A 23,276-nucleotide genomic window follows, 5' to 3' on the forward strand; every position below is an offset into this window, starting at 1 on the left:
TAAGCCTTGTTAAACCTATGCAACAACTTGCGTTTGCGCAAATATTCTCATCGGCTAAAGTCGTATGGTGACGACAAGGCGTAACTGAGACACTAGGGTCAACACGATGAGGTGACTATGCCCAAACAACCAGCGAAGCAGCCGGTAGAAACCCAACAACTCGATTGGTCTAAGATATTAAAATCTGGCCAGCGTATTTTTATTGGTAGCCATGCCGCGGTGCCGATCGCTTTAATCGACGATTTGGTGGCGAATTCAAAAGGCTTGCATGACATTGAAGTCGTCCAAGTATTTACTTTAGCCGATAACTACTGGGCCAAGCCTGAGTACAAGCAGCTATTTAAGGTCAATACCTTTTATATCAGTGGTGGTACTATCCGCGATGCCGTCAACGAAGGTCGGGCTGACTACACCCCAGCGTTTTCTTCAGATATTCCCAACTTATTTAATCAAGACATTCTGCCGATTGATGTTGCGCTGATCATGCTCGCCCCTGGTGATAAATATGGCTATCACTCAATGGGCGTGTCCGTAGATATTGTGTCTGCGGCAGCCAAGGCCGCACGCGTTGTCGTGGCGCAAATTAACCCCGCGATGCCCGTCACTTACGGACAATCATTTTTGCACCGCAATCAACTAGATTACTTGTGGTCTCATGAAAGCCCTATTCCCACGGCGGTAACATCAGAGCCCGAGGGCAGTAAAATTATTGAGCGGATTGGTCAGTATATTGCGCTCTTGGTAGACGATGGCGCGACCCTACAAATAGGCAGTGGCAAAATCAGTTCAGCAGCCTTGCGCTATTTGAAGAATCACCGTGATTTAGGCGTGCACAGCGAAATGATCACGGACGATATTATGCAATTGATGCTGGATGGGGTCATCAACAACCGCAAAAAGACCTTTCACCCCAACAAAATTGTCACCAGTTTCTGTGTCGGGTCCCAAGCACTCTATGATTTTGTCGCGCATAATCCTCATATCGGCTTCTACCCCAGCGAATATGTTAATTCTCCGGCGAATATTGCACGTAACGACCACATGATCAGTATCAACAGCGCTATCGAGGTCGACCTGACCGGACAAGTGGTGTCTGACTCCATCGGTTCGCAATTTTATAGCGGTATTGGCGGCCAAGTCGATTTCTCGCGCGGTGCCAGCATGAGCCATGGCGGTAAACCAATTATTGCAATGCCCTCCACTGCCAAAGACGGCACCATTTCAAGAATTGTCCCCTTTATCCGTGAAGGTGCTGGCGTGATCACTACACGCGGTCATGTGCACTACGTGGTCACAGAATTTGGCGTCGCGTCTTTACGCGGCAAAAGTGTGCGCGAGCGCGCATTGGAACTTATCCGCGTGGCCCATCCAAAATTCCGTGAAGGCCTACTGAAAGATGTACGCAAACATTACTGGGTGCCCCATTACCAACAGCAAACCCCAGTCGATGTGCCTGAGCTTGGTGATGTAGGCTTCAAAGAGCTAACGATCCAAGGCCATGAATATGATTTGCGGCCACTGTATCCATCGGACGAGCGGCGTTTACAGGAGTTCTTTTATTCCCACACCAAAGAAACCCTGCAATTACGCTATAACGCAGTGCCCACCCAAATGAGTCGGGAGAAATCCTGTACTTTGGTCAGTGTCGATCAATCCAAAGACTTAGCGCTGTGTATCGTGCGCCAGAAAGGCAGTGCCGCACAGATTCAAGCGGTGGGTCGTTATTACCTTATTCCACAACATAATAGCTGCGAGGTGGCCTTTGTAACCCGTGAAGTGGTACAAGGGTATGGCATGGCGACTACCTTACTGGCTGAAATGATCCGCATCGCAGGTTTACGCGGCTTAAATAGCATGCAAGCGGTGGTTCGCAACGACAACAGCGCAATGTTGAACGTGTTCGAGCGCGCCGGTTTTGTGCGTCAACCCGCAGATGAGCCGGGCGAAGTGTATTTACGCCTCGATTTAACCGCATCCGGTGCAAAGAAGGAGCCTTAGTTTGGCGATTAGGTTATTCACCCACCCCGACTGTGATTTACACAACCCTGATCCTGAGCACCCTGAGTGCCCAGCACGCATTGCTGCCATTACCGACCAGTTGATTCGTTCCGGGCTTGATTATGTGCTGCGTCAGCAAGTCGCAGACCCAGCCTCGCTGGAGGCCGTGTATCGGGCCCACAGCCGCATATATGTGGATGAATTAATTGCTAAAACGCCATCAGAGGGACATATCTGGCTCGACCCTGATACGCCGATGACCGCAGCGAGTATGCGCGCAGCACTTGCCGCTGCTGGCGCTGGTATTGCAGCGGTCAACGGTGTCATGCAAAGTGATGATCGCCAAGCTTTCTGCGCGGTGCGGCCGCCAGGACATCACGCCACCTACGACCAAGCCATGGGTTTTTGCTTGCTTAATAATGTTGCTATCGCAGCCACGCATGCGCTGCATCAGTTTGATCTACAACGCATCGCTATTATCGACTTCGACGTCCATCACGGTAATGGCACCGAAGATATATTCCAGCATGACGAGAGGGTTCTGTTTTGCTCATCTTTTCAATCGCAACTGTATCCGTTTAGCGACGAGCATAGTCATCGCAAAGGAATTATCAAAACCGCCCTACCCGCTGGCAGCAAAAGCTTAGCCTGGCGTGAAGCGGTGTATCACAGCTGGTTGCCAGCGCTGAATGAGTTTAAACCCGAGCTGATACTCGTTTCCGCAGGCTTTGACGGTCATAGTGAAGAAGAATTAGCGCAGTTTTTCTTGGTCGAAGATGATTACTTTTGGATAAGTGAAAAGCTGAAACGGATTGCAGATACCCATGCGAGTGGACGCATTGTGTCGATATTAGAGGGTGGCTATAGCTTAAGTGCGTTAGGGCGCAGCGTGGTCGCGCATTTGAAAGGCTTGCTCTAACCCTGTGCTAGAGCAAGCCCAAGCATTACAGGTCGTTTAACTGACCCAATAACTGCTGGATGCGAGAGCGCTGTTGGGCGTAGGTATCTTCTTTTTCTAATTGCTCTAGCTGCAAGTTCTCATATTGCTCACGCAACTCTAATACTTCAGCCTTCAATTCGCGATTTTGTTCAATCAAGCGCGTTACGGCATGCTCTAACTCGTTGATCATATTTTCCGGCATATTGTCTTGATTCGATGACTCGCTGGCGGCACTGCTGTGCATTGTTTCGGTTTGTTGTTCGTTTTCAGCTGTATAATTGTCTGACATGGGTGATCGTTCCTTGTTACTGCTTAGGGGTATAACATAACCGCTGTTACACCAGCGGTGGCATACAAAAGCGGCACAATACGCAAAGGTATGCTGAAATACCAGTGTAAAAGCGCAAAATTATGGTCAATGCCGCAAAAATAGTGGGATTACTCGCACCCAGCGCTGATTTGCGTATCGACCCAAACCAGACGATGATCAGAGCTGGCACCACGACTTGCCACTAAGGCATAACCAGGCGCACCCTTAGGTGGCCAGAACACACCTGCGTCAATGACCTCTAAACCACAGCGTGACGGAATCACATAATCTGCGCGCATACGCCAGCTCGCGGTGTGAGCGGCAACATGCGCCAGTTCACGCTCACCGCGCTGAACTAGGTCCTGGGAATGGGCGACCGCCCCCTCGCTAGTGGGCGTTATATCGCCTTGCACGTAGTCACTGGCAAGTAAATTCGCAATACCGTCACGCCGTGCGTCACCCTCATCTGGTGATGCGTTCAAATCGCCCATAATCACAAAGCGCGTCGCTGGGGCTAAACCGCCGTGCACACCGACATCGTCATACATGTAGTCCGCGCCTTGAATATAGTCGAGCCAAAAACGAATCTCGTCAAAATTACGATGACCGTTGCGGTTCTCTGGGCCATCAAACACCGGCGGGGTTGGGTGGCTAGCCAACACATGCACACGCTGTGTACCGACCCATACCGGCACATCCCAGTGGGATTTAGAACTGAGTGGAAATTGTGCCCACGCCTCTGGGCTATACCATAAATCGCCATCCGCAGTGCGAGTCACCGAATAGCCAGGCATATCGCGCCATAGAAAATGCTGGAAGGTACGAATATTGGGAATATCAATTGGGTACTTTGACAACAGCAGCATACCGTATTGCCCTGGGTATTTACCAAAGCCCCAAGCATCAGCGCCTGTCCCCGTCGCTTCACCGCTACGATCTAAATCGAACGGGCTGGGCTGGCCAGTATTGACTGGCGCATAATAATAGTGCGGATAATCTATTGTTGCTTGACCGCCTTGGGGCTGTTGCAAATAATTGCGAATAAATGCTTCAACGCCCTGTGCCGGGTCGTCAATATAGTCAAATTCAGTGAGCAAAATAATATCAGGGCGTGTGCGCTGAATAATTTCTGCAATATGGCGAATTTGCGGTTCGTCGCCTGTCGCCAAGCGCTCAATGAGAACCTGTTGATCGCCCCGCTCTCCTTCAGCCAGGTAGTTATCCGCTTCCATGCTGACATTAAATGTGGCCAAGCGCAGCGCAACTTGGGAAGCGTCCGCCTCAGGCTGGGCGCTACTGCAGGCCGCGGTTAACATAACGCACGTCGCCAGCAGGCCAACACGGCGAAAACCAAAAAGTTTGAAACCCATTTAGGTACCTTCCAAGTAAGGTTAAGAAATAAGGCCACGGTAGTCGTGCTCTAATTGGTCGAATGAGAAGCCGCCGAGGAAGCGATTGAGACTCAACCAGGTTGCAAGGCCACGCAAATCTTTGAAATGCGGTGGCACGTAGGTGGGGTCAGCAACCACCCCAATGTCATGTAATTCACTCAAAGTCGCGAAGTCGTCAATCGCAATTTTACCGCACAGCAACAACGGCAAACGGTCAATTTTACCGCGCTGAATAGCGACTTGTATCAAGTTGTACACCAGCACAAAGCCCTTGATATAGGCTAAGTCTTTAGTGAACGGTAGACCATCTGGCGTGCTGCCACGGAACACACGCTGGGTCAGAGTAAACGCTTCATCCTGATTCATGCCGTGCGCCAAGTTCTGACGATACACTTCAATAAAGTCAGCGCCCTGTGCCGCCATCGCGACCGCATCAATACGGCGCACAAGCTTATCCAGCCGCCGCGGCGTCGAGCGCATGGTGATAATTTCCGTCAATACCGCGAGCCCTTCTTGGGTGATGGTAGCGCTTGGAATACCTTTACTTAAACAGGTTAAGTACGGTTGCTTAAGCCCATTTTGGGTGGTCCCTACGTGAATCCAGCCCTCGTGCACTTCCAGAATGTCTAATTCACGCTGTGAGAATTTCACCCCTTGGTTGAGCTTGATGCGGTCGCTTCCCGCACTGGCGTCACTGACAATGCCATCTGACAACATCACTTGTACCTGTAACTCCGACATGCTGGCATCAAGTTGACGCTGTAACTGTGCCACAGCATCGCTGGCGTCGATGTCTTTTGCTTCTTCAGGTAGCGCATCCGTGCTAAGTAGCCCGGATAATGGCTGCCGCAACATACGTGCAAGTTCCGTTAAGCTCGGCTCACCGGCATGAAAAACATCATCCGGGTGACCATATAGCTCAACCGACAGCTCATGAAATTCCGGCGTCCCGCGACTTTCTATCATGCGCACCACGTCGCGATACTCACGACATGCACGACTCATCAGCACAGTAATTGGGCTCAACTGCCCAAGTTCACGCACGATATCACGTTGTAATTGCGACAGCGCCTGACGTAGTTCTTTGGGGTCAAAACCTAGCGCTTTAGCCTGATAGGTTTGCGCATCGATTTGCGGCAATTTCTGCGCTTTATTGCGAAAAAATTCTTCGCGCACACTGCGGTCCCAGTTAATCGCATCCAGCACTCGAATTGGCGCTTGCAACTGAACTAAACGGTCGGACAAGCGGCGAGCGCTATCCAATAAATGCTGTTCTACCATCTGGGCCTCTCTGGGGCTAATAAGTCGCAGCGAATGAAGGATGGTTCGCTATTATCTCGACTCTTAATATTAGATTTAATTACTATAGCTGAACTAAAAACACCACCTCTGCGTACTATTCGTTCTAATAAGCGAGATTATTGTTTACGAGCGAGCGTTGTATTCGAATGTATGTTGTTTTCAAACGAATAATGACGTGTCATTAATTTTTCGATTTTAATCCATATACCAGTTTCAAACCATAGCTAGGATGCTTGCAGTTTGTTTGTATTGTTGCCACTTACTCTGGCAAAAGCATATAAGGTTTATCAATGTACGACTATAACTTCCGCCCGATGGCCTACAAAATTGCGCATTCGGTCAACGCTTTGCTGTTTTTTATGGCGCTCGCATTGGCTGCATGGCACCAAACTTGGTGGGCAGCCTTACTGGTTGGTGTCCCTGCGCTGATGATGCCCATCGTATTACAACGCCTGTTAGGCGATCATGTGCTGGCGCGCGCAGCATTTGGTGTCAGCTTTATGTTGTTCTCAGCGCTGCATATTCATCAAAGTATGGGTATGACCGAAATTCACTTCGGTATTTTCGTACTGCTGGCAATTCTGATTGCATTTCGCGACTACATAGTGATTCTGACCGCAGCCGCTGTCATTGCTGTGCATCACTTATTATTTATGTACTTGCAACATAACCAAGCTGGCGTGTATTTAGTGCCACAAAGCGACACCACCCTTAGTATTGTTGCCATTCATGCCGCGTACGTTGTGGTGGAGGCTGCCGTACTGGTATTGATTTGCCGCAATAGCTTAAAAGAAGCCAGTGTCGGCCAAGCATTTTATGACGTGACCAAATCGATGCTGCGCGGCGATGGTAAAATCGATCTTAGCCAACGTTGCAACGACACGGGTGCCAAGGTCACCCGCCAATTTAACCATGTAATGGACAAAATTCAGCAAGCGGTAGCACAAATTGAAAGCGCAGTAACAGATATGCGTGCGGACGCCCATCAACTGTCGACGGACGGGCGTACGCTACACGCTGGTATCGAACAGAAGATGAATGAAGTAGAACGCATTGCCACAGCGACCGAACAAATGTCTGGCAGTATCGAGCACACATCGGCACTTGCTCAGCAAGCAACTGTGAGCTCTGAAGGAGCGACCGAATCTGCACTACAAGGTCAGCAAGCCGTTGCCAAAGCACAACACTGTGTCACGGCCCTCAACCAAGGTTTAAGTGACGCGAAAACTAGCGTGGCTGACTTGGCGAAATCAGTGGTCGATATTGAAAGCATTTTAGAGGTCATCGACAAGGTTGCAGAGCAAACTAACTTATTAGCCCTGAATGCTGCAATCGAAGCTGCGCGCGCTGGCGAACAGGGTCGTGGTTTTGCGGTGGTCGCCGATGAAGTGCGCAAACTGGCATCACAAACGCGTGGGTCGACAGAGCAAATTCATAGTAGCATCCAGCGCTTGGTGAATGTCAGTCAATCGTCGGTGGCGCGGGTGGACGACTGTCTGGGTTTTGCCGAAGACAGTTTGGCGGCGGTCAGCCATAGTGATGAACTATTAAACCGTATTGTTGAGCATAACGCCCAAGTAAGCCAAGCCCTCAATACCATTGCTGGGGCAATTGAAGAGCAAGCGAATGCAAGCAAAGACGTTGCTCACAGCGCCCAAGCGTTGCACCAGATAGAGAAAGAACAAATTCAGCAAAGTAAGCAGGTGGTTGCACGAGCGGGCTCCGTTGAAGCAACCAGTGATCTATTGGATCGTGAGGCCGATCGATTTGCAGCCTAAGCGCGACTTGCCGCCCACTGGTGGTGAAAAAAAGCGTCATCTTTGGGCTGAGTTGCTGTTTTTAACCTGGCTGCTTGGCAGTGCTCTTGGTTTGTATTACCTCACCTTTAAAGACTACGGTGAGTTCGACCCCGAGCAGTTATGGCTCGGTTGGCAAGCACCCACTGATATAGGCCAGCGCTTAGATTTAGCCGCTGATGCAAACCAGGTGACACTGGTGAGTGTGCGCGAAGGCGGCTGCGGTTGTAACAGCTATGTGGATGCACATTTGCAACAGCATGCGTCAGTTAATGTGGTTGAACATACTCCTGCACAGCTCAGTCAGCTTGGTTTTGTAGTGCCTGCATCGCCGATGGCGATGGTATTTTACGGCCAGCAGTTAGTGTACGCAGGGCCCTTTGCCAGTGGCCCGTTCTGTGCCACTGACAACAGCTTGATCGATGATATCGTCAACCAGAATGTGCGCTTAGCCGGCACTTTCCTCAACGGCCTTATCAAAGCATGTCGCTGCACTTAATATAATTTTAGCTTTGGTAGTTGCTTCGTGCAGTGCGCACCTTACGTAGATAGTTACGGGTCTCAGCAAACGGATGGGCAGTAATTAAGTGCTGATATACTTGCTCTGGGGTCATGCCATTGATACGTCGAATCGCCGCATCGCGGTCACTGGAAAAAGCGCGAAACACATTCCCAGAACCGCCATTGTAGGCGCTAATGGCGGCGAACTGACGACTCTGCGGATTGGTAATTCTACTTAGGTACACGTCATCTAACAGGTGTAAATATGCACTGCCAATGTCAATATTAAAGTCCGGTACAAACAATTGATCGCGGCTTGGCTCACCCTCAATGCGTTTAATTCGTTCAAACACATCGCGGCCTGCGGTATTTGGCACTATTTGCATTAGCCCTAACGCATTGGCACGGCTGACTGCATAGGGGTTGAATGAACTTTCGACTTCGATCACCGCATAAATTAAGTCCGGCGCAATTTGATATTGACGTGAATAACGCAGTACGGAATCAGAAAACTGTAAGCTGCGCAAATGCAGATGATCTGCTACCAACGCCGTTCTTACCGAACGAATCGTGCGTCCTTCACTGCGTCGAGTTTGGAGCGCCGTATCAATTAAATGGCGAGCAAATCGTTGTGCTCGCCACTCATACCGAATCGCCTGATTGTCATGGTCTAACACTTGGTTATATAAAAACGGTTGTTCACCCAATTGCGGGGTGGAATCGGTGAAGACGTCTTCGAGCGTCAGGTTTTTCGGCGTCAGAAGCGCGATAACCAATGCTTGTTCGAGTTGCTCTAGGGGCGCGTCAGTAGCGACCGTTTCCACTTGCAAATAACCTTGCTCAAAATCAACAATGGCACGCGCTTGGTAGTCGTTGCTGTATTTAACCAGCCGCTTGTCTGAAGTTACTTCCTCTTCATCCTCACCCCAAACGCCTTCAAGCACGCGGCCCAGCAAGTCAATCAGCTCATCTAGGTTCCCAATATCGCGAAAGATGCCGGTGCCCGCAAAGGGTTCAAACTTTTCCTCTAAAATGACTTTCGCCTGTTCGCCCAGGCCGCTGCGATCAGCAATAGTGCGCCAATCTTCAGCGGTTAGCGAGCAGCTACTCAGGCCGAAGCAGCTCATTAACACCACGCTCAAGCGGGTTAATTGACGGCGCGATTGGCTCACGACTTGAGTCATCTACTAGGTTATCCTTTCGCTAAAACCGCTTCAGTGCTGGCATCGAATTGAGTATCAGACTCGCCACGCATGCGCTTTAACACGTCAACGGCAATCTTCTTACCACGCTCGACGCCTGGCTGGTCAAATGAATTTAACTGCCAAATCACGCCTTGAGTAAACACTTTATGCTCATAGGCAGCAATTAAGGCGCCAAAGGTTTCAGGCGTAAGTTCGTCGATTGCCAACAAATTGGAAGGGTGACCACCGGGGTAACAATCGCGCGGGCTATCGCCTTGGTAGCCAAAGGCCATCAAGCGACGATGAGCCAGACAGTTAGCGACTGACAAATCTTGCTGCGCAGCCAGCGCGTCCTGCACACTTTCGGTAAATTTGGCAGCTTCGCGTCGCTTGACTAATACGAAATCGGCGCTGAAAGCGTCATAGCCTTGATGCAGATGCTGGAAAAATGCATGTTGACCGTTCGGCCCAAACCCGCCCCAAATAATTGGTCCTGTAGGGTAGTCAATCGTCTTGCCATCATGGTCACACTGCTTACCATTGCTTTCCATATCCAGCTGCTGCAAATAGCTTGGTAAGTGGCGAAAACGCCCGTCGTAGGGCAAAATCGCGAGGTTATTAATGCCTCTAATTTCGCGGTTATACACCCCCGTCAGTGCCATAATCAGCGGAATATTGTCTTGCATCTGCGCATGCAAAAAGTGCTCATCCATTGCCTTTGCACCTGCAAGCAGCCGCTCAAACACGCGCACGCCACAGGTGGTCGCTATCGCAAACCCAATCGACGACCACATGGAAAAGCGCCCACCCACTGCCTGACTAAACGTCAGTTGATGCGCAGCTGGGATACCGTAATCGGTCATCGCTTGCGGGCTCGCCGACAACCCAACTACATGGGCATTCAGCCAATCTTGCGTTTGCTTACCGGCTTTATTAAAAGCGGGCTGAATCCATTCAATCACGGTATCAATATTGGCGAAGGTATCAATGGTGCCAAACGATTTAGACGCAACAATGAACAGCGTGGTTTCTGGGTTCACCACTGGCAGTACTGCATACAACTGGCCGCCATCCATGGAGGATACAAAATGGGTTCGAACCTCATGCTGCTGCACGTCACTGGCAAACTCAGCCAATGCGAAGCTGGTCATTAATGGGCCTAGATCAGAGCCACCTACCCCAACATTGACGATATCTGTAATCGGCTTTCCGGTGGCGCCCAACCAATTGCCACTGCGAACTTTGCGCACTAAGTTGGCAAACTTTGAGTTCTTTAAATCTTTAACGACTGAATCACGACCACGGCTCAATACATGCGCGACTTTACGACCTTCAGTTTTGTTTTCAAACTCGCCGTTCATCAGCTGTTCACGTAGTTCGGCAAAATTCGATGGTAAACGTTTGCTCGCGAACTGTTCCAACTCAGCGATTGATAAATTTTGATACGACCAATCAAGTTTAAGTCCATCAAGGCTGGCAAGTTGCAATGCCAGCTCAGATTCCGTGCGCATATATATTCCTTAAGTCATCAATTTTTATAGCTTTTACGATGTTTTAAAATTACCACAGATTGGCATGGTCTACACTGAGTAGACCCACAGAATGTGACTATTTGACTAACTTTAATTCAGATACAAGGTGAAGACTATGAAAATTGCTGTGTTAGCCACTGGTGTGGCCCTTGCTTTAACCGCCTTAAACCCAGTCAATGCGACCAATCAGCACCCGCAGAACGGGTTTCATTTGCACAGCCCCGATGTCGAATCTGATGGGCAAATCGACGCGGCATTTGAGTTCGACGGGTTTGGCTGCTCAGGCCAGAACCGTTCACCCCAATTAGTCTGGGAAAACGCGCCCGCCAACGCGCGTAGCTTTGCTATAAGCGTGCATGACCCTGATGCACCCACAGGTTCAGGCTGGTGGCACTGGCGGGTCGTGAATATTCCAGCCAATACCACATCGCTACCAGCCAATGCAGGTGCTGAGGGCGGCGCTAACTTGCCAGATGGTAGTATCCAGCTGCGCAATGACTACGGCTATAAAGGTTGGGGTGGCATGTGTCCACCAGCAGGTGCGAGCGCACACCGCTACACGTTCACCGTTCACGCGTTAGATGTCGAGTCGTTAGACTTACCGGACGATGCATCCCCTGCCTTGGCTGGGTTTATGATCCATCAACACGAAATTTCGCGCGCAGGGTTTATGGCCACTTACGCGCGTGAAGAGTAACCCAGTTTCACAGGCTACCAACGCACTGGACGCTCAGCTACTGATGCAGGCCACACGATCACTTTCTGAGCGTCCTGCCACTGGATAAATAAACCCTCATGCGCGGTTTGATAGCCGCGCTCGTCTACTGCAAAGCGCCCAAATACGGTGGTCGTATCCGTGGCTAACAAAGCTTCACGCAGAGCATCTTGGTCCGTACTCCCTACTTCTTCAACCGCTGCCGCTAATAACTGACAACTTGCGTAGGCACCCGCAGAGTGAAATGCGGGCGCGCGGCCATAGGCTTCGGTGTAAGCCGCCGTAAATTCCGCGGCACCAGGGTTTGGCGCAGCAGGTTCCCAAGCAGATAGCCCAAATACCCCCTCCGCATCGGCGCCTAGCTCATCGGAAAATTGCTGCACTGCGCCCGACGTGCCGAACATTGCAAGCTCAACGTTATGAGCCTTTAACGCACGCTGCATATCAATAAAGTTAGTCAGGTTAGACGCGGCCATTGCAAGTACCTCGATATCCTGCGCTGCAAGCGCTTGCGCCATGGCATCAAAGTCGCCCTCGCCACTGGGGTAATGCTGAAAGAGTCTCACATCCAGTCCGCGCTCGACTGCCAAATTTTGCGCACCGTGAGCCGCTGCAGCGGGAAATAGCGCGTCTTCGTGAATAATCGCAACGCGGCTGAGTTCTCGCTCGGCGGCTAAGTCTATCAACCCAGCCAAGAACATTTCAGCGGGTGGCAACACCATAAACAGGTACTGCCGACCTTGCTGCCAAATTGAGCTGGTTGCCGCCAGTGGCGTTATCTGCACCATACGGTGCTGTTCGGTAATGTCGGCAATCGCCTCGGTCAGTGTCGACCCATATGGCCCTAAAATTAGGTCAACATGCTCATCTTCAATCAGTTGACGGTAAAGCGTGCGGGCTTGCGCCGAATCAGATCCATCATCATGTAAGGTCAGCACGACCTCACGACCCAGTATTCCGCCTTGCTGATTGAGATGTTGCACGCACAATTGGTAGCCCTGCCCCGCCGCCTGCCCTTGGGTGGCATACGCACCGGAATTGGACATAGTCGCACCAATCTTGAGCGGCTGTTGATGTGCGCCAGCCACTGAGGTAAGCGCAAGGGCGCTCGCTAAGCTTGACCAAGCCATGGCTGTACGCAGAATGCTGACGCGGTTTCGCATGCTGAAGGTTCCCTGTATTTGATTCAAATAAATAAGTTAACACAGTTGTAACACACTCAATTTCTTAAGCAAAACTATCCCGCCACTTCGACAAGTTTCACTTTCCAGACTATCTTCAAGACACACGAAGTTAAGGTTTCCCAACGCACTCATGCAGATGCAGGCGGCACCCAGCGTTTCGCCCATACAATCGAGTAAATTTGCTAACGTAAGCAGCTATGGTGAATGCAATGTTGACAGAATTTTATCGCCAAGTGCGTCAACGCAGTTTGACTTTGATCCAAGGGTTGAGCGCCGAAGATACGCAATTGCAATCGATGCCCGATGCGAGCCCGCTCAAATGGCATTTAGCGCACACCAGCTGGTTTTTTGAAACCTTTGTGCTATTGGCCCATGACCCAGATTACCAAGCGTTCGATCCGACCTTTAATTATTTATACAATTCGTATTACAACGCGGCAGGCAAGCGTCACCCGCGTGCTCATCGCGGCATGGTGTCGAGACCTTCCCTTGAACGTATTCGCGATTATCGCGCCCACATTGAGGACGCGATGCTGCGTATGCTCCCCAGTATCGATACAAAAATTGAAGATATCGTTCAGGTCGGCCTGCACCACGAAATGCAGCATCAAGAATTAATGGTGACGGATTTCAAACATGCGCTGTGGTTGAACCGCTATGCGCTGACCCAAATCGCCGCAGGGCCCGCCACTCCACTTGATGAAGCGGTATCTAGCCTGAATAATTGGCGCGACTATGACGGCGGACTAGTCTTGATTGGTCATGATACCAGCCAAGGCTATGGCTATGACATTGAGAGCCCCGAACATCAGTATTATTTACAACCATTTGCTTTGGCACGCTCGCCTGTCACCAATGCCGACTTCCTGCGCTTTATTGACGATGGCGGCTACCAGAACCCGGACTTTTGGATGTCCGAAGGATTTGAACTTAGTCAGCAGCAACAATGGCAAAGCCCACTCTACTGGTGTATGCGTCAATACCTGCAGAGCTCAGATCCAAACGATATTCAGCTGATGACTTGGGGTGGTTACCGTCGTATCGACCTGAATGAGCCGGTGACCCATATTAGCTGGTATGAGGCTGACGCCTTTGCGCGCTGGGCCGGAGCGCGTTTACCCACTGAATTTGAATGGGAGCACGCTGCACGTCAGCAATCGGTTTCCGGACATTTTTTAGAGGACAAGCTGTACCACCCACGGGCTATCGCTACCCAAGCCGCTAAGAGTGACCAACTGCAGCAACTGTTTGGCGATGTTTGGGAATGGACCCAAAGTAGTTATGCCCCCTACCCTGGATTCCAACCGGCGCCAGGCGCTTTAAGTGAGTACAACGGTAAGTTCATGATCAACCAGATGGTATTACGCGGTGGCTCATGTGCCAGCGCACAAGCGCATATTCGCGCAACGTACCGTAACTTTTTTCACCCGCATCAGCGTTGGCAGTTCAGTGGCTTGCGCTTAGCTCAGGATCGTTAACTATGTCGTTTTATCAGGATGCAGTCACTGGCCTTAACAGCCAACCGAAATGGCTTTCACCGAAATACTTTTACGATGCCCGAGGCTCTCATTACTTCGATTTAATTTGTAAGTTAGACGAGTACTACCCCTACCGCACCGAAATGGCGTTACTGCCGACGGTTGCTGAAGAGCTGGACCAATGGCTGCCCAAGCAAGTCGTTATCGTCGAGTTTGGCGCAGGTTCGCTGCATAAAATTCGTCCGTTGCTAAGTACCAGCCAAGCCATTCGTGGTTTTATTCCAATCGATATTTCAGCTGAGCACTTACACAACGCGGGTGCCACCTTGCAGCAAGAATTCGCGCAACTGGAAGTCAAACCTGCGGTGGGTGACTTTACCCAAACCTTGCAACTGCCCCATTTGGAATTAGAAAAAGACAACCAACGCATACCCAAGCTTGGCTTTTTTCCCGGCTCAACCTTGGGTAACTTTACTCCCGACGAAGCCCGGGAGTTTTTACGCAATGCTCGCCAAAGTTTGGGGCCTGATAGTATGTTTTTGCTCGGTGTCGACACCCAGCAAGACATCGCCACCATAGAGCGCGCCTACAATGATGCGAAGGGTGTCACTGCGAGCTTCAATAAAAACATATTAGTGCGCATGAACCGCGAGCTAAGCACCAACTTCAAACTTGACCAATTTAGCCACCGCGCGATATTCAATCGCCAACACAGTCGGATAGAAATGCATCTTGTCAGTGATATTGAGCAACAAGTCACGCTAGGCGATAAGCAAATACGCTTTGCCCGCGGGGAAAGTATCCACACTGAGAATTCTTATAAATACACGCCTGCCACCTTGGCTGCGCTGGTTGAATCAGCAGGCTGGCAGTTGCAGCATACCTGGCAAGCGCCGAGCGCAGCTTTTAGCGAGGTATTACTGCATTGAGGCCTGTGTTGAACATGTCGCTAAAAGGCGCAGGCCGCTGTGCTTGGGTGGTATTTTGTGTGCTCTGGGTCATCGCAACAGCCTGGGTGCTGTACTACTTCACTTTCGCTAACTACGGTGAATTCGACCCCGAACAAACATGGCTGGGACAGAGCTCAGAACTACGCATAACGGATCTGGGATTGCCGCAAGGTTCTGGCATGCATATCGTACACGTACGTGCACCCTACTGCAGTTGTAACCCACTTGCGGATGCACACACAGCGACTATTCCAGACACCGTCAACCAGCATTGGGCCAGCGCAGATGACATCGCAGCCACCGGGTTTGATTTACCCGCAACACCAGCCGCGCTCATCTTTCAAGACGGCGCATTGGTGTACGCGGGCCCATACGCCAGTGGCGCATTCTGTGCGGTTGAAGACAGCCTTATCGACGATATTTTACGTGGCCAACAGCAGTTGGCCGGTACCTACTTAAACGGCTTAGTGCGTGCGTGTCGTTGCCTCAACTGACGGTGCAGGAAAATGCTGGCGGTAGCTTTGGACGCTAAAACGGGCAGCTAAAATAAGTGCCACAATGCTCGTTGCAGCCAGCGCCAGCCATGCCGCGGTAAAACTTTCCAAGGCATCACGCATGTAGCCAGCCGCAAAGGGTGCCACCGCTGCAATTAAATAACCAATACCTTGGACAAAAGCCGTCAAACGTCCCGCCTGCAGCGGATTATCAATATGATCCATGGTGATAATCATCGACAGCGGGAAAATACCGCCAATACCTAAACCAACCATCGCCACCCAAAGCAGTAATCCGGTTTCTGGGATCAGCGCCAGCGCGCTAAAGCCTATCAACTGCAAAGCACACAGCACTGCGATGACCGGACGCTTGTCATGGCGCCGACTCGCCCACCAAGGAAATGCAATACCCGCAACCACTTCGCATAAGGTCAAGAAGCCAAGCAGCAGCCCCGCCTGTTTGGCGCTGTAACCCAATTCCTGCGCATAAGGTGCCAGCCATGCCAACACACTGACGTAGCAACTTGTTCCTAAAGCAAAAAATACCGCAAGTTGCCAAGCACGCGATGAGCGCCAAAAGCGTTGCGTGGCTAGCGTCGGTTGTGCGTGATTAGGTTGCGTGACACGCTGAGGGCGCACCCAAAGCAAACACAATAACGTGGCAAACAATGCCAACCAAACCCAATGGCCCAAACTGTCGCGCCAGCTTAAAGTCGATGCCAACATCGGCGCGCTAGTCGCGGCCAGCGCTGCACCGCCCATAATCGCGGTGACGTAGAACCCCATCACCAAGGGCGCCCGTAAACCAAAACGCTGCTTGATAATCGCTGGCATTAAGGTTTGAATCAGTGCAATCGCGATACCTGCAAGTAACGCGGTGGTAATCAAAAACCCGCCGCTAGGGGCCCAGAACCTTGCTGCAGTGGCCGCTGCGAGTAACGATAACGCTGCGGCAATCGAGCGCTCAAGCCCCAAGGGTTTGGCAAGTTGAAAGCCAACAAAACTGAATAACCCCATTGCCAACACTGGCAAGGTGGTCAGCAGTGATGCCATGGCATAATTAAGGCCTAAATCAAGCTGAATACTTTGTAGTAACGGACCAATCGCTGCGAGCGCTGGGCGCAGATTAAGCGCGATCACAACCAACGCGATAACACATAACCATTGAGCTTTACTGAGCGGCATCTTATTGGTTAAATCTTTGCTTTCAATCATCTACTTTATTTAATCTCGGCTGGTTTGGGGAATCTCATTAGCCCCGAATACTGCATAGCAACGCAAAAGGCGCAGAATCATACAGCAAAAGCGTCGAAAAATCACCTTAACAATGGCACCCCGCAACGTTGCATCATCTTCACTAATGCAGAATTTTCAACCTGCGCCAAGAATCCAGCATCTAGTGAATAGTGTGCTTGCATGTGACCGATTAACTGCGCGGCCTCATGTAAGCGCTCGGCAGTGATCAGCGGCCAAGTTTGTTGGTCGCTATTCAGCAAATCGTATTGTTGAGCCTGAGCGCGCAGCCAGTTTAGGTCCCGCGCTTGACGTTGTTCAGGTTCGAGCTTGGCTGTTCGCTCAACCTGCTGTGCTTGCCAGTTGGCTTGCGCCACTTTGACGCGTTCGCTGTCACGAGTCACCTCGACTCCAGGCGGTTGCTTCGATTGCCGTTCAGCCAATATATAGATATCGCCTTGGTCGTCCTGACCATGAAATACCGCGCCGATATCAGCCACCGTATCTCTGCCTACCCAGTGCAAGGCGTTAACCTCAATATCTAACCTTTGACCAGCCAAGAAGACTGCGGTGTCTGATTGCAACAGCATCCAATCGTAGTCACGCACTTGATAATGACCCAACGCTGACTTACGAATGCCAGGTAGGTTGCGAAAGAACCACAGCCAATTCGCATCGGTCGCAAAGTCCTCATCCACCACTTGTAACGACTTTCCATCAAGTTCAGGTATTGGCTGCAAATAACTGCCCTGCTGCGCTTCGGCCTGATGCCACGTAAACACATCTGCGCCCTGTACAAAATAAAAATGCCCGTGCTTGCCTACCCGCTTAAAACCAGAGGCTGGGCACTCGTGTACGCAATCCCCCACGACCACATATCGGTTATCGGCAATCCCGTATGGGCGAGTTTTAACGCTATGAATATCAATTTCAGGCAATGGTGTGATGGCGCCTTTGAAATAGCAATACACCAAGTGACCGTTATAAAAGTAGCTATATTGCGGGGTCTTGCGCGCGAGAGGGTGTGCGGCATGCAGAAATATTGGGTCCGCAAAGCTCGCTGCGTTGATCTCGTCAGCAGTTACTTTGCTGGTCGGCTTGGCCATGGTCTGTCCTTGATCATTTGTGCGTTAAATCGGCGTTGCGAAAGCATAACGCAAAATCACAACGCATTGAAAAGACACAATGTTAAGGACAGTTAAAGGTGTGTATGGCGGTTTGTGTAAGTCGCTTCAAAAGATACTAAGGCCGCGCTGACACCACTAAGCACTAGAGTAACAATGGCAGCCCCAAAACTCCAAATTGCAACCGTCATCGCAATGAGCGAACGGTCAGGTGTACGCGATGTCATTGTCATCCCTGCGAAGTTACGACTGACGACTTCAGGCCCAAGGAAGGGAATCGCGGCCGCAGCTGCTAGCGCCAATAGCAACAAGACGATGCCGACAATCAAAAGAAAGCGAGCTAACAGCAATAATGGTGTTAAGTTTTTGGTTTTTATATTGCCATAAGGAATGAACTTTCTTAAAAAATACACTATTGCTAATCCTTGCATCACCACCGCATCCTTTTGATAACACCTGCCCCACGTCGGGGAAGGCTCATTCACAGACGGATAAGATATCATTTCAGCATATGAAACAACAGCAACAAAGCTAACCTCTATCTTTTAACCCTGACAGCTTACTGCGTGTAGCATGCAAGTGCTGGCTAAGTTGCTCAATAAGCGCTTGGTGCTCATGGGCGTCGCCTCGCAGCTCGGTATTGGCTAGTAAATCGGCCAATTTTTGGTCGTGCTGTAAGCATTTATCAATCACCGCGTCGTTCGAATCGCCAGCAAGTAGTTGAGTGATACCTCCCCCGACTTTCTGCAATAGCTCTTTATCTGGGTCAGGTTGCACAGGTAGCTCACCCAAAGCCTTTACCATCGCTTTAGCACGCGGAATAAAGCTTGCGCGCTCAGCAGCAACACGCTCCAATACTGCGCCGATATCGTCGTTAGCCACTTCGGACATGTCTGCATAATAATCGTGGGTTTCCATGACTAATTTAAGAATTTCTACTGCATCCGCTTGTTGTTCGGTGCGAATAATTGACATAGTTAAGCTCTCACTTTGATGCGTGGGTTGAATTCTCTTGCGCCTCGGGCTGCGGCATGTCGCCGACAATCACTTCCAGCGCCTCAGGGATTACCTTGAATTCAGCGGGGGTTTTCGTTTTCACCTCGCCGTCTGCCTCAATTTGCTTTGGCTTCGACGTACTAATTGTAAATGTAGAAGCCGCATGACACACCACCCGCTCTGCATGGCGTAATTTACCTTGGCGAAAATGCCCGCCTAATAGCAGCAGGCGCCACCAAGGCTGCGGTTGTAAGCAAAATAAGTTTAGCTTGCCATCCTGCAGTGTCGAATGCTCATCGACAATATTACCGCCACCATAGTAACGTCCATTGCCAATGGCTAAGTGAATACCCCGCAATGAACGCTGCCACTTGGCCGACTTAATCTGTACTTTAAAATGCCGATTACGCTTAATGGCCTGCATTGAAGCCGCTAAATAAGCAAATACACCAAAGATTTTTTTACTTTCGGGGGTTAACTCATGCGTGACATCAACGCCTAGGCCAATATGCGCCACATTGACAAAATAATGTTGATTGACCTGCGCTAAATTAATTCGTTGGCGTTGCCCCGCTATGATTACCTGGGCTGCTTGCTCTAAGTCATCCGGCACCCCAATTGAACGTGCAAAATCGTTTGCCGTCCCCATCGGTAATATAGCTAATGTGCGCTGGTGCTCGTAAGCGGCAGCAAGTGCAGAGCTGATAGTGCCGTCGCCCCCGGCAATAATCACAACGCCGTCTTGTTGGTCGAAGTCAGCGATACATTCGGCCATATGCGATGCACTTTTCGACTCGCACACTTGGACATTCATGCCACCTGACTGCAGCACATCAAGTGCATGCTCCAACTCATCCGATGCGCCGTTTCGGCTATTTGGGTTCACAATTAACAATGCCTGTTGCAATGCTTTACTCCCTGCTATTCCTGCGATTGGCGTGCAAACAAGGCGTGTCAGTACAACGCCCTATTAAACATATGCGCTAACTGCAAATGCCGCAAAGAACTGGCATAACTTTTACGCTTGGGGCTGTAACGCATAGTGCATTCACTAAAGCGTTTGAGGGTGTTAACCTGCCAATATCATCATATTGATTCAAGGCAAACTAGGTGCTAACTCGATTACCAAAGTGGGTAGAGTATGGCGCATTTATACTCGCGCTAATCGCTGGCTTTATTAATGCTGTCGGCCTGTTCGGCTTTCATCACCAATCGATTTCGCATTTATCGGGGATTACCACGCTCATTGGTGTCGGACTAACCTCCAGCCACTTCACCCACACTCTGCATTTAATCTTCATTGTGATGGCCTTTATTGTCGGCGCAGCGCTGTCAGGATTTATTTTGCGCGATGGTGCGCTTAAACTTGGCCGCAACTACAGTGCCCTGTTGCTTATCGAAGGACTGTTACTGGCAACGGCTGTTATATGCTTGAACCAACAAATGCTGGTCGGACATTACTTGGCGTCTGCGGCCTGCGGTTTACAAAACGCCATGGTTACAACCTACAGCGGCGCTGTTATCCGTACCACCCATGTAACCGGTGTATTTACAGATCTCGGCCTGATGCTCGGTGCCAAATTGGGTGGTGAAGCCTTCGATACCCGCAAAGCACTGCTTTTTTTCCTCATTGTCAGTGGCTTTTTATTGGGTGGAACATTGGGTGCCTTCGCCTATCAGGACCTTGCTTTTAACGCACTGTATATTCCCGCCACGCTGTGTTTGCTACTCGCCGCTATTTACCAATGGTATGGGCGACGCAATGCTGCGTAGCGTCGCGCGTTATGTTCGCTCGATGCATAACGTATCGGTGACACCAATATCTAGCGCAAAAGCGTCGTCATGGGTTACCAACAAGATCCCCCCTTGATACTGTCGCAACACACCCGCTAACTGCTGCTTGGCTTGCAAATCAAGGTGATTGTCCGGTTCATCCAGAATCAGCAGCTGTGGCTTAGTGCTTTCAGCACCAGCTAACATGACCATCAAGAGTGCAAGTTTCATTCGCTCCCCGCCACTTAATACACCCGCCTTTAACATGACTTTATCGGAACCTAAACCCACTTGCGCCAAATGCGTCCTTGCCTCGGTAAGGGTTAATCTTGGGTTGTAATTAAGCAGGTTGTCTAACCGGTTACGGTGTTCGCAGAGCAACGAAAAGTGTTGATCCAACACATGGGGATGATAATTTCCACGCAATTGCCCATGCTTTGGCGACATGCGCCCCTCAACGATCCGCAGCAACACCGATTTGCCTGCGCCATTCGCACCCTGAATGCGAAGTTTATCGGCAGTTTTTAAACTAAAAGTTATACGTGATTGCACACCGAACGGCAGCAGCACATCATCGCAGTGCAGCAGATGACGATTGCCTGATGTCGCCCATGTTGGCTGGGGTAAACTTACAGCATCAATGAATTCAAGCCTTGAGGCAGCCTCACTAAGCGCAGATTCAGCTTCAGCCTGTTGGCGATAGTCTGCATAGTTACCTTGGTACGTCTGCAACCCTAAAGTCGATAGTTCATGCACCCAGTCAGCTAGGCCCAGAAGCGCACGGTCGTGGCTGGCGACCAATAACACTTTGTTGGGTTGTTTAACAAACTGATTGCATTGCGCTCGCAGCCAAAGCCGCCCTTCAGTATCTAGATGATTACTTGGTTCATCCAATAACAAGTTTACTGGGTTTTGTTGAAACGCTTTTAGCAGCCGCAAGCGCATCTGTTGGCCACCGCTGAGTGCCCGCATCGTCGTGGATAATGTCTGTGCAGCATTGGTAAAACCAAGGGCGTTCATATCCGCTTCGATAGCTTGCTTGAATAACCAATCGTCATCCACGAGCTCAAAATCATCCGCTTCTACACTGCCTGCGTTAATACGCTCGAGCGCTGCAAGCTTGGCTTCGATGCCAAGATATTGGGCTACGGATTGCTCATAGGCAGATGCGTTTTGAGCCACCAATACAGTATGGCCGGTACGGTGGATATCATCGTTCACCAGTATCCCGCCTTGCCTATGCTCACCGCTTAACACATGCAGCAGGCTACTCTTGCCACTTCCATTACGCCCCACTAAGGCATGGAATCCAGCAGATGAATGAAAACTTAATTGGGAAAAGACCACGCTGCCGTTATCCCACTGCAGAGTGATTGATTGCGCACTGATAGACATGTGACGCCTCCGGTTACCAAGGATTGGAAACACGGGGCGGGAAAAAGCCAGCTAAAGCTTGACCCACTAACCGAAATGAAAACAAAATTCATAGGCTTAGTTATTCATGGCGGCAGACTCCTAAAGATAAGATGGCAACATGTTAGTCGAATGAAGTGGGCTGAGTAAAGTTGGACTACAGATCACGCGCAGCATTGAGTGCGGTGGTGCATATGTATATATGGTGATGCAAAGGATAATGAATCGAGCGTCTTGAGTTTTGCGATTGGGTATTACTGACTGGCAGGTGAAACCTGCCCTTGAAATGGTGCCCGGGGCCGGACTTGAACCGGCACGCTGTTACCAGCGAGGGATTTTAAATCCCTTGTGTCTACCAATTTCACCACCCGGGCGACACTTGTGTGGAATGTTTGCTTTTGGAGGCGGGTCCCGGAGTCGAACCGAGATCCACCGATTTGCAATCCGCTGCATAGCCATTCTGCCAACCCGCCAGCCATGCGCATTAGGCAGGTGCCAGTGCTGGACGCAATTCTGCCACCATCTATGCAGGCTGCAAACACTCTTTTGCATGAAAATGTACTGACTGACCACTTTTCAGGCATTTTGGCTTCAATTGGAGAAAAATCGGGGTATTTTAATACAGATTACTGTTAATCAACTGGTTTTTGGCATTGCCAACATAGCTCAAAACCGGCGGGGTTCTGCTCTTTACAGTAAGAACATTGCCAAACTGACGTTTGTTGGGCAGATTTCTCATAAGCAATCACAGCTTCTCGCGCAGTCTCCACATGCTTAGGGCTAACCCATACTGGCGTATACAAGGCATCTAAAGGTAACTCCCCTATTCCACCACCTAACAACTGACTGCTGACACCTGCTTCGATCCCTTGCTGGCGTAATAACCCTGCAATCAGCTCGGCTTCCATTGAGTTTGCCGCCGTATAAATTTTTACCCAGTCAGACTTAACCTGCATAACCAG

Annotated in this window: 22 protein-coding genes and 2 tRNA genes; 9 read left to right on the forward strand and 15 right to left on the reverse strand. The window is 50.4% G+C overall.

The window, feature by feature from the left end; all coding sequences use genetic code 11:
• Positions 1-117 precede the first annotated feature (117 nt).
• Entirely contained in the window at positions 118-1,998 is a 1,881-nt protein-coding gene (locus CWE07_RS12100) for a GNAT family N-acetyltransferase (RefSeq protein ID WP_111570136.1), read from the forward strand.
• Between the two features lies 1 nt (position 1,999).
• Positions 2,000-2,917, forward strand: a complete 918-nt coding sequence (locus tag CWE07_RS12105) for a histone deacetylase family protein (protein ID WP_111570135.1) — start codon at positions 2,000-2,002, stop codon at positions 2,915-2,917.
• Between the two features lie 25 nt (positions 2,918-2,942).
• On the opposite strand, the gene CWE07_RS12110 is transcribed toward CWE07_RS12105, so the two are convergent.
• The 3 genes from CWE07_RS12110 to CWE07_RS12120 form a co-directional block, all read right to left on the reverse strand.
• The gene (locus tag CWE07_RS12110; protein ID WP_111570134.1) at positions 2,943-3,227 is read right to left on the reverse strand and encodes a hypothetical protein; all 285 of its coding nucleotides are present in this window, start codon (positions 3,225-3,227) and stop codon (positions 2,943-2,945) included.
• 149 nt (positions 3,228-3,376) lie between these two features.
• Positions 3,377-4,618 carry an endonuclease/exonuclease/phosphatase family protein gene (locus tag CWE07_RS12115; RefSeq protein ID WP_420836550.1) on the reverse strand — a complete coding sequence of 414 codons (1,242 nt, stop codon included), beginning with the start codon at positions 4,616-4,618 and terminating at the stop codon, positions 3,377-3,379.
• A 21-nt stretch (positions 4,619-4,639) separates the two neighbouring features.
• The gene (locus CWE07_RS12120; RefSeq protein ID WP_111570133.1) at positions 4,640-5,920 is read right to left on the reverse strand and encodes a flavohemoglobin expression-modulating QEGLA motif protein; all 1,281 of its coding nucleotides are present in this window, start codon (positions 5,918-5,920) and stop codon (positions 4,640-4,642) included.
• Between the two features lie 311 nt (positions 5,921-6,231).
• On the opposite strand from CWE07_RS12120, the gene CWE07_RS12125 reads away from it, so the two are divergent.
• Positions 6,232-7,719 (forward strand): methyl-accepting chemotaxis protein, encoded by a 1,488-nt coding sequence (locus CWE07_RS12125; RefSeq protein WP_111570132.1) that lies wholly within the window; start codon positions 6,232-6,234, stop codon positions 7,717-7,719.
• Positions 7,709-8,236, forward strand: a complete 528-nt coding sequence (locus CWE07_RS12130) for a DUF6436 domain-containing protein (protein ID WP_111570131.1) — start codon at positions 7,709-7,711, stop codon at positions 8,234-8,236. The genes CWE07_RS12125 and CWE07_RS12130 overlap by 11 nt, the downstream gene beginning before the upstream one ends.
• Positions 8,237-8,243: 7 nt before the next feature.
• On the opposite strand, the gene CWE07_RS12135 is transcribed toward CWE07_RS12130, so the two are convergent.
• On the reverse strand, positions 8,244-9,422 hold the full coding sequence (locus CWE07_RS12135; protein ID WP_111570130.1) for a murein transglycosylase domain-containing protein: 1,179 nt from the start codon (positions 9,420-9,422) through the stop codon (positions 8,244-8,246).
• A gap of 8 nt (positions 9,423-9,430) precedes the next feature.
• Positions 9,431-10,933 carry a glucose-6-phosphate isomerase gene (pgi, locus tag CWE07_RS12140; RefSeq protein WP_111570129.1) on the reverse strand — a complete coding sequence of 501 codons (1,503 nt, stop codon included), beginning with the start codon at positions 10,931-10,933 and terminating at the stop codon, positions 9,431-9,433.
• Between the two features lie 136 nt (positions 10,934-11,069).
• Between pgi and CWE07_RS12145 the strand changes: the two genes are divergently transcribed.
• Positions 11,070-11,651: a YbhB/YbcL family Raf kinase inhibitor-like protein gene (locus CWE07_RS12145; protein ID WP_111570128.1), complete on the forward strand. Its 582-nt coding sequence runs from the start codon at positions 11,070-11,072 to the stop codon at positions 11,649-11,651.
• Positions 11,652-11,665: 14 nt separating this feature from the next.
• Here CWE07_RS12145 and CWE07_RS12150 read toward each other — a convergent pair whose 3' ends face one another.
• Positions 11,666-12,832, reverse strand: a complete 1,167-nt coding sequence (locus CWE07_RS12150; protein WP_111570127.1) for an amino acid ABC transporter substrate-binding protein — start codon at positions 12,830-12,832, stop codon at positions 11,666-11,668.
• 230 nt (positions 12,833-13,062) lie between these two features.
• On the opposite strand from CWE07_RS12150, the gene egtB reads away from it, so the two are divergent.
• Genes egtB through CWE07_RS12165 form a run of 3 tightly spaced genes read left to right on the forward strand, consistent with a single transcriptional unit; the run spans position 13,063 to position 15,775 of the window.
• A complete protein-coding gene (egtB, locus tag CWE07_RS12155) occupies positions 13,063-14,331 on the forward strand; it encodes an ergothioneine biosynthesis protein EgtB (RefSeq protein WP_241974136.1) in 1,269 nt (422 codons plus the stop codon).
• A gap of 2 nt (positions 14,332-14,333) precedes the next feature.
• On the forward strand, positions 14,334-15,260 hold the full coding sequence (gene egtD / locus CWE07_RS12160; RefSeq protein WP_111570125.1) for an L-histidine N(alpha)-methyltransferase: 927 nt from the start codon (positions 14,334-14,336) through the stop codon (positions 15,258-15,260).
• Between the two features lie 14 nt (positions 15,261-15,274).
• The gene (locus CWE07_RS12165) at positions 15,275-15,775 is read left to right on the forward strand and encodes a DUF6436 domain-containing protein (protein ID WP_111570124.1); all 501 of its coding nucleotides are present in this window, start codon (positions 15,275-15,277) and stop codon (positions 15,773-15,775) included.
• On the opposite strand, the gene CWE07_RS12170 is transcribed toward CWE07_RS12165, so the two are convergent.
• The 5 genes from CWE07_RS12170 to CWE07_RS12190 form a co-directional block, all read right to left on the reverse strand.
• Positions 15,746-16,990, reverse strand: a complete 1,245-nt coding sequence (locus tag CWE07_RS12170) for an MFS transporter (RefSeq protein WP_111570123.1) — start codon at positions 16,988-16,990, stop codon at positions 15,746-15,748. The two genes, CWE07_RS12165 and CWE07_RS12170, sit on opposite strands and share 30 nt — an antisense overlap.
• A gap of 101 nt (positions 16,991-17,091) precedes the next feature.
• Complete coding sequence (locus CWE07_RS12175) at positions 17,092-18,114, reverse strand: hypothetical protein (protein WP_111570122.1); 1,023 nt, start codon at positions 18,112-18,114, stop codon at positions 17,092-17,094.
• A 92-nt stretch (positions 18,115-18,206) separates the two neighbouring features.
• Positions 18,207-18,563, reverse strand: a complete 357-nt coding sequence (locus tag CWE07_RS12180) for a hypothetical protein (protein WP_111570121.1) — start codon at positions 18,561-18,563, stop codon at positions 18,207-18,209.
• A 100-nt stretch (positions 18,564-18,663) separates the two neighbouring features.
• On the reverse strand, positions 18,664-19,107 hold the full coding sequence (locus CWE07_RS12185; protein ID WP_111570120.1) for a hypothetical protein: 444 nt from the start codon (positions 19,105-19,107) through the stop codon (positions 18,664-18,666).
• Positions 19,108-19,117: 10 nt separating this feature from the next.
• Positions 19,118-20,035: a lipid kinase gene (locus CWE07_RS12190; RefSeq protein WP_111570119.1), complete on the reverse strand. Its 918-nt coding sequence runs from the start codon at positions 20,033-20,035 to the stop codon at positions 19,118-19,120.
• A gap of 203 nt (positions 20,036-20,238) precedes the next feature.
• Between CWE07_RS12190 and CWE07_RS12195 the strand changes: the two genes are divergently transcribed.
• Complete coding sequence (locus tag CWE07_RS12195) at positions 20,239-20,901, forward strand: YoaK family protein (RefSeq protein ID WP_111570118.1); 663 nt, start codon at positions 20,239-20,241, stop codon at positions 20,899-20,901.
• Positions 20,902-20,910: 9 nt separating this feature from the next.
• Here CWE07_RS12195 and CWE07_RS12200 read toward each other — a convergent pair whose 3' ends face one another.
• From CWE07_RS12200 to CWE07_RS12215, 4 genes are all read right to left on the reverse strand, one after another.
• Positions 20,911-22,296, reverse strand: a complete 1,386-nt coding sequence (locus tag CWE07_RS12200; RefSeq protein WP_111570117.1) for an ATP-binding cassette domain-containing protein — start codon at positions 22,294-22,296, stop codon at positions 20,911-20,913.
• A gap of 305 nt (positions 22,297-22,601) precedes the next feature.
• Positions 22,602-22,688, reverse strand: a tRNA-Leu gene (locus CWE07_RS12205).
• A 25-nt stretch (positions 22,689-22,713) separates the two neighbouring features.
• Positions 22,714-22,787: transfer RNA gene (locus tag CWE07_RS12210), tRNA-Cys, on the reverse strand.
• A 159-nt stretch (positions 22,788-22,946) separates the two neighbouring features.
• Entirely contained in the window at positions 22,947-23,270 is a 324-nt protein-coding gene (locus CWE07_RS12215; RefSeq protein ID WP_111570116.1) for a putative signal transducing protein, read from the reverse strand.
• Between the last annotated feature and the right edge of the window lie 6 nt (positions 23,271-23,276).

The sequence above is a fragment of the Aliidiomarina maris genome (genome assembly GCF_003987335.1).
Classification (GTDB): Bacteria; Pseudomonadota; Gammaproteobacteria; order Enterobacterales; family Alteromonadaceae; genus Aliidiomarina; species Aliidiomarina maris.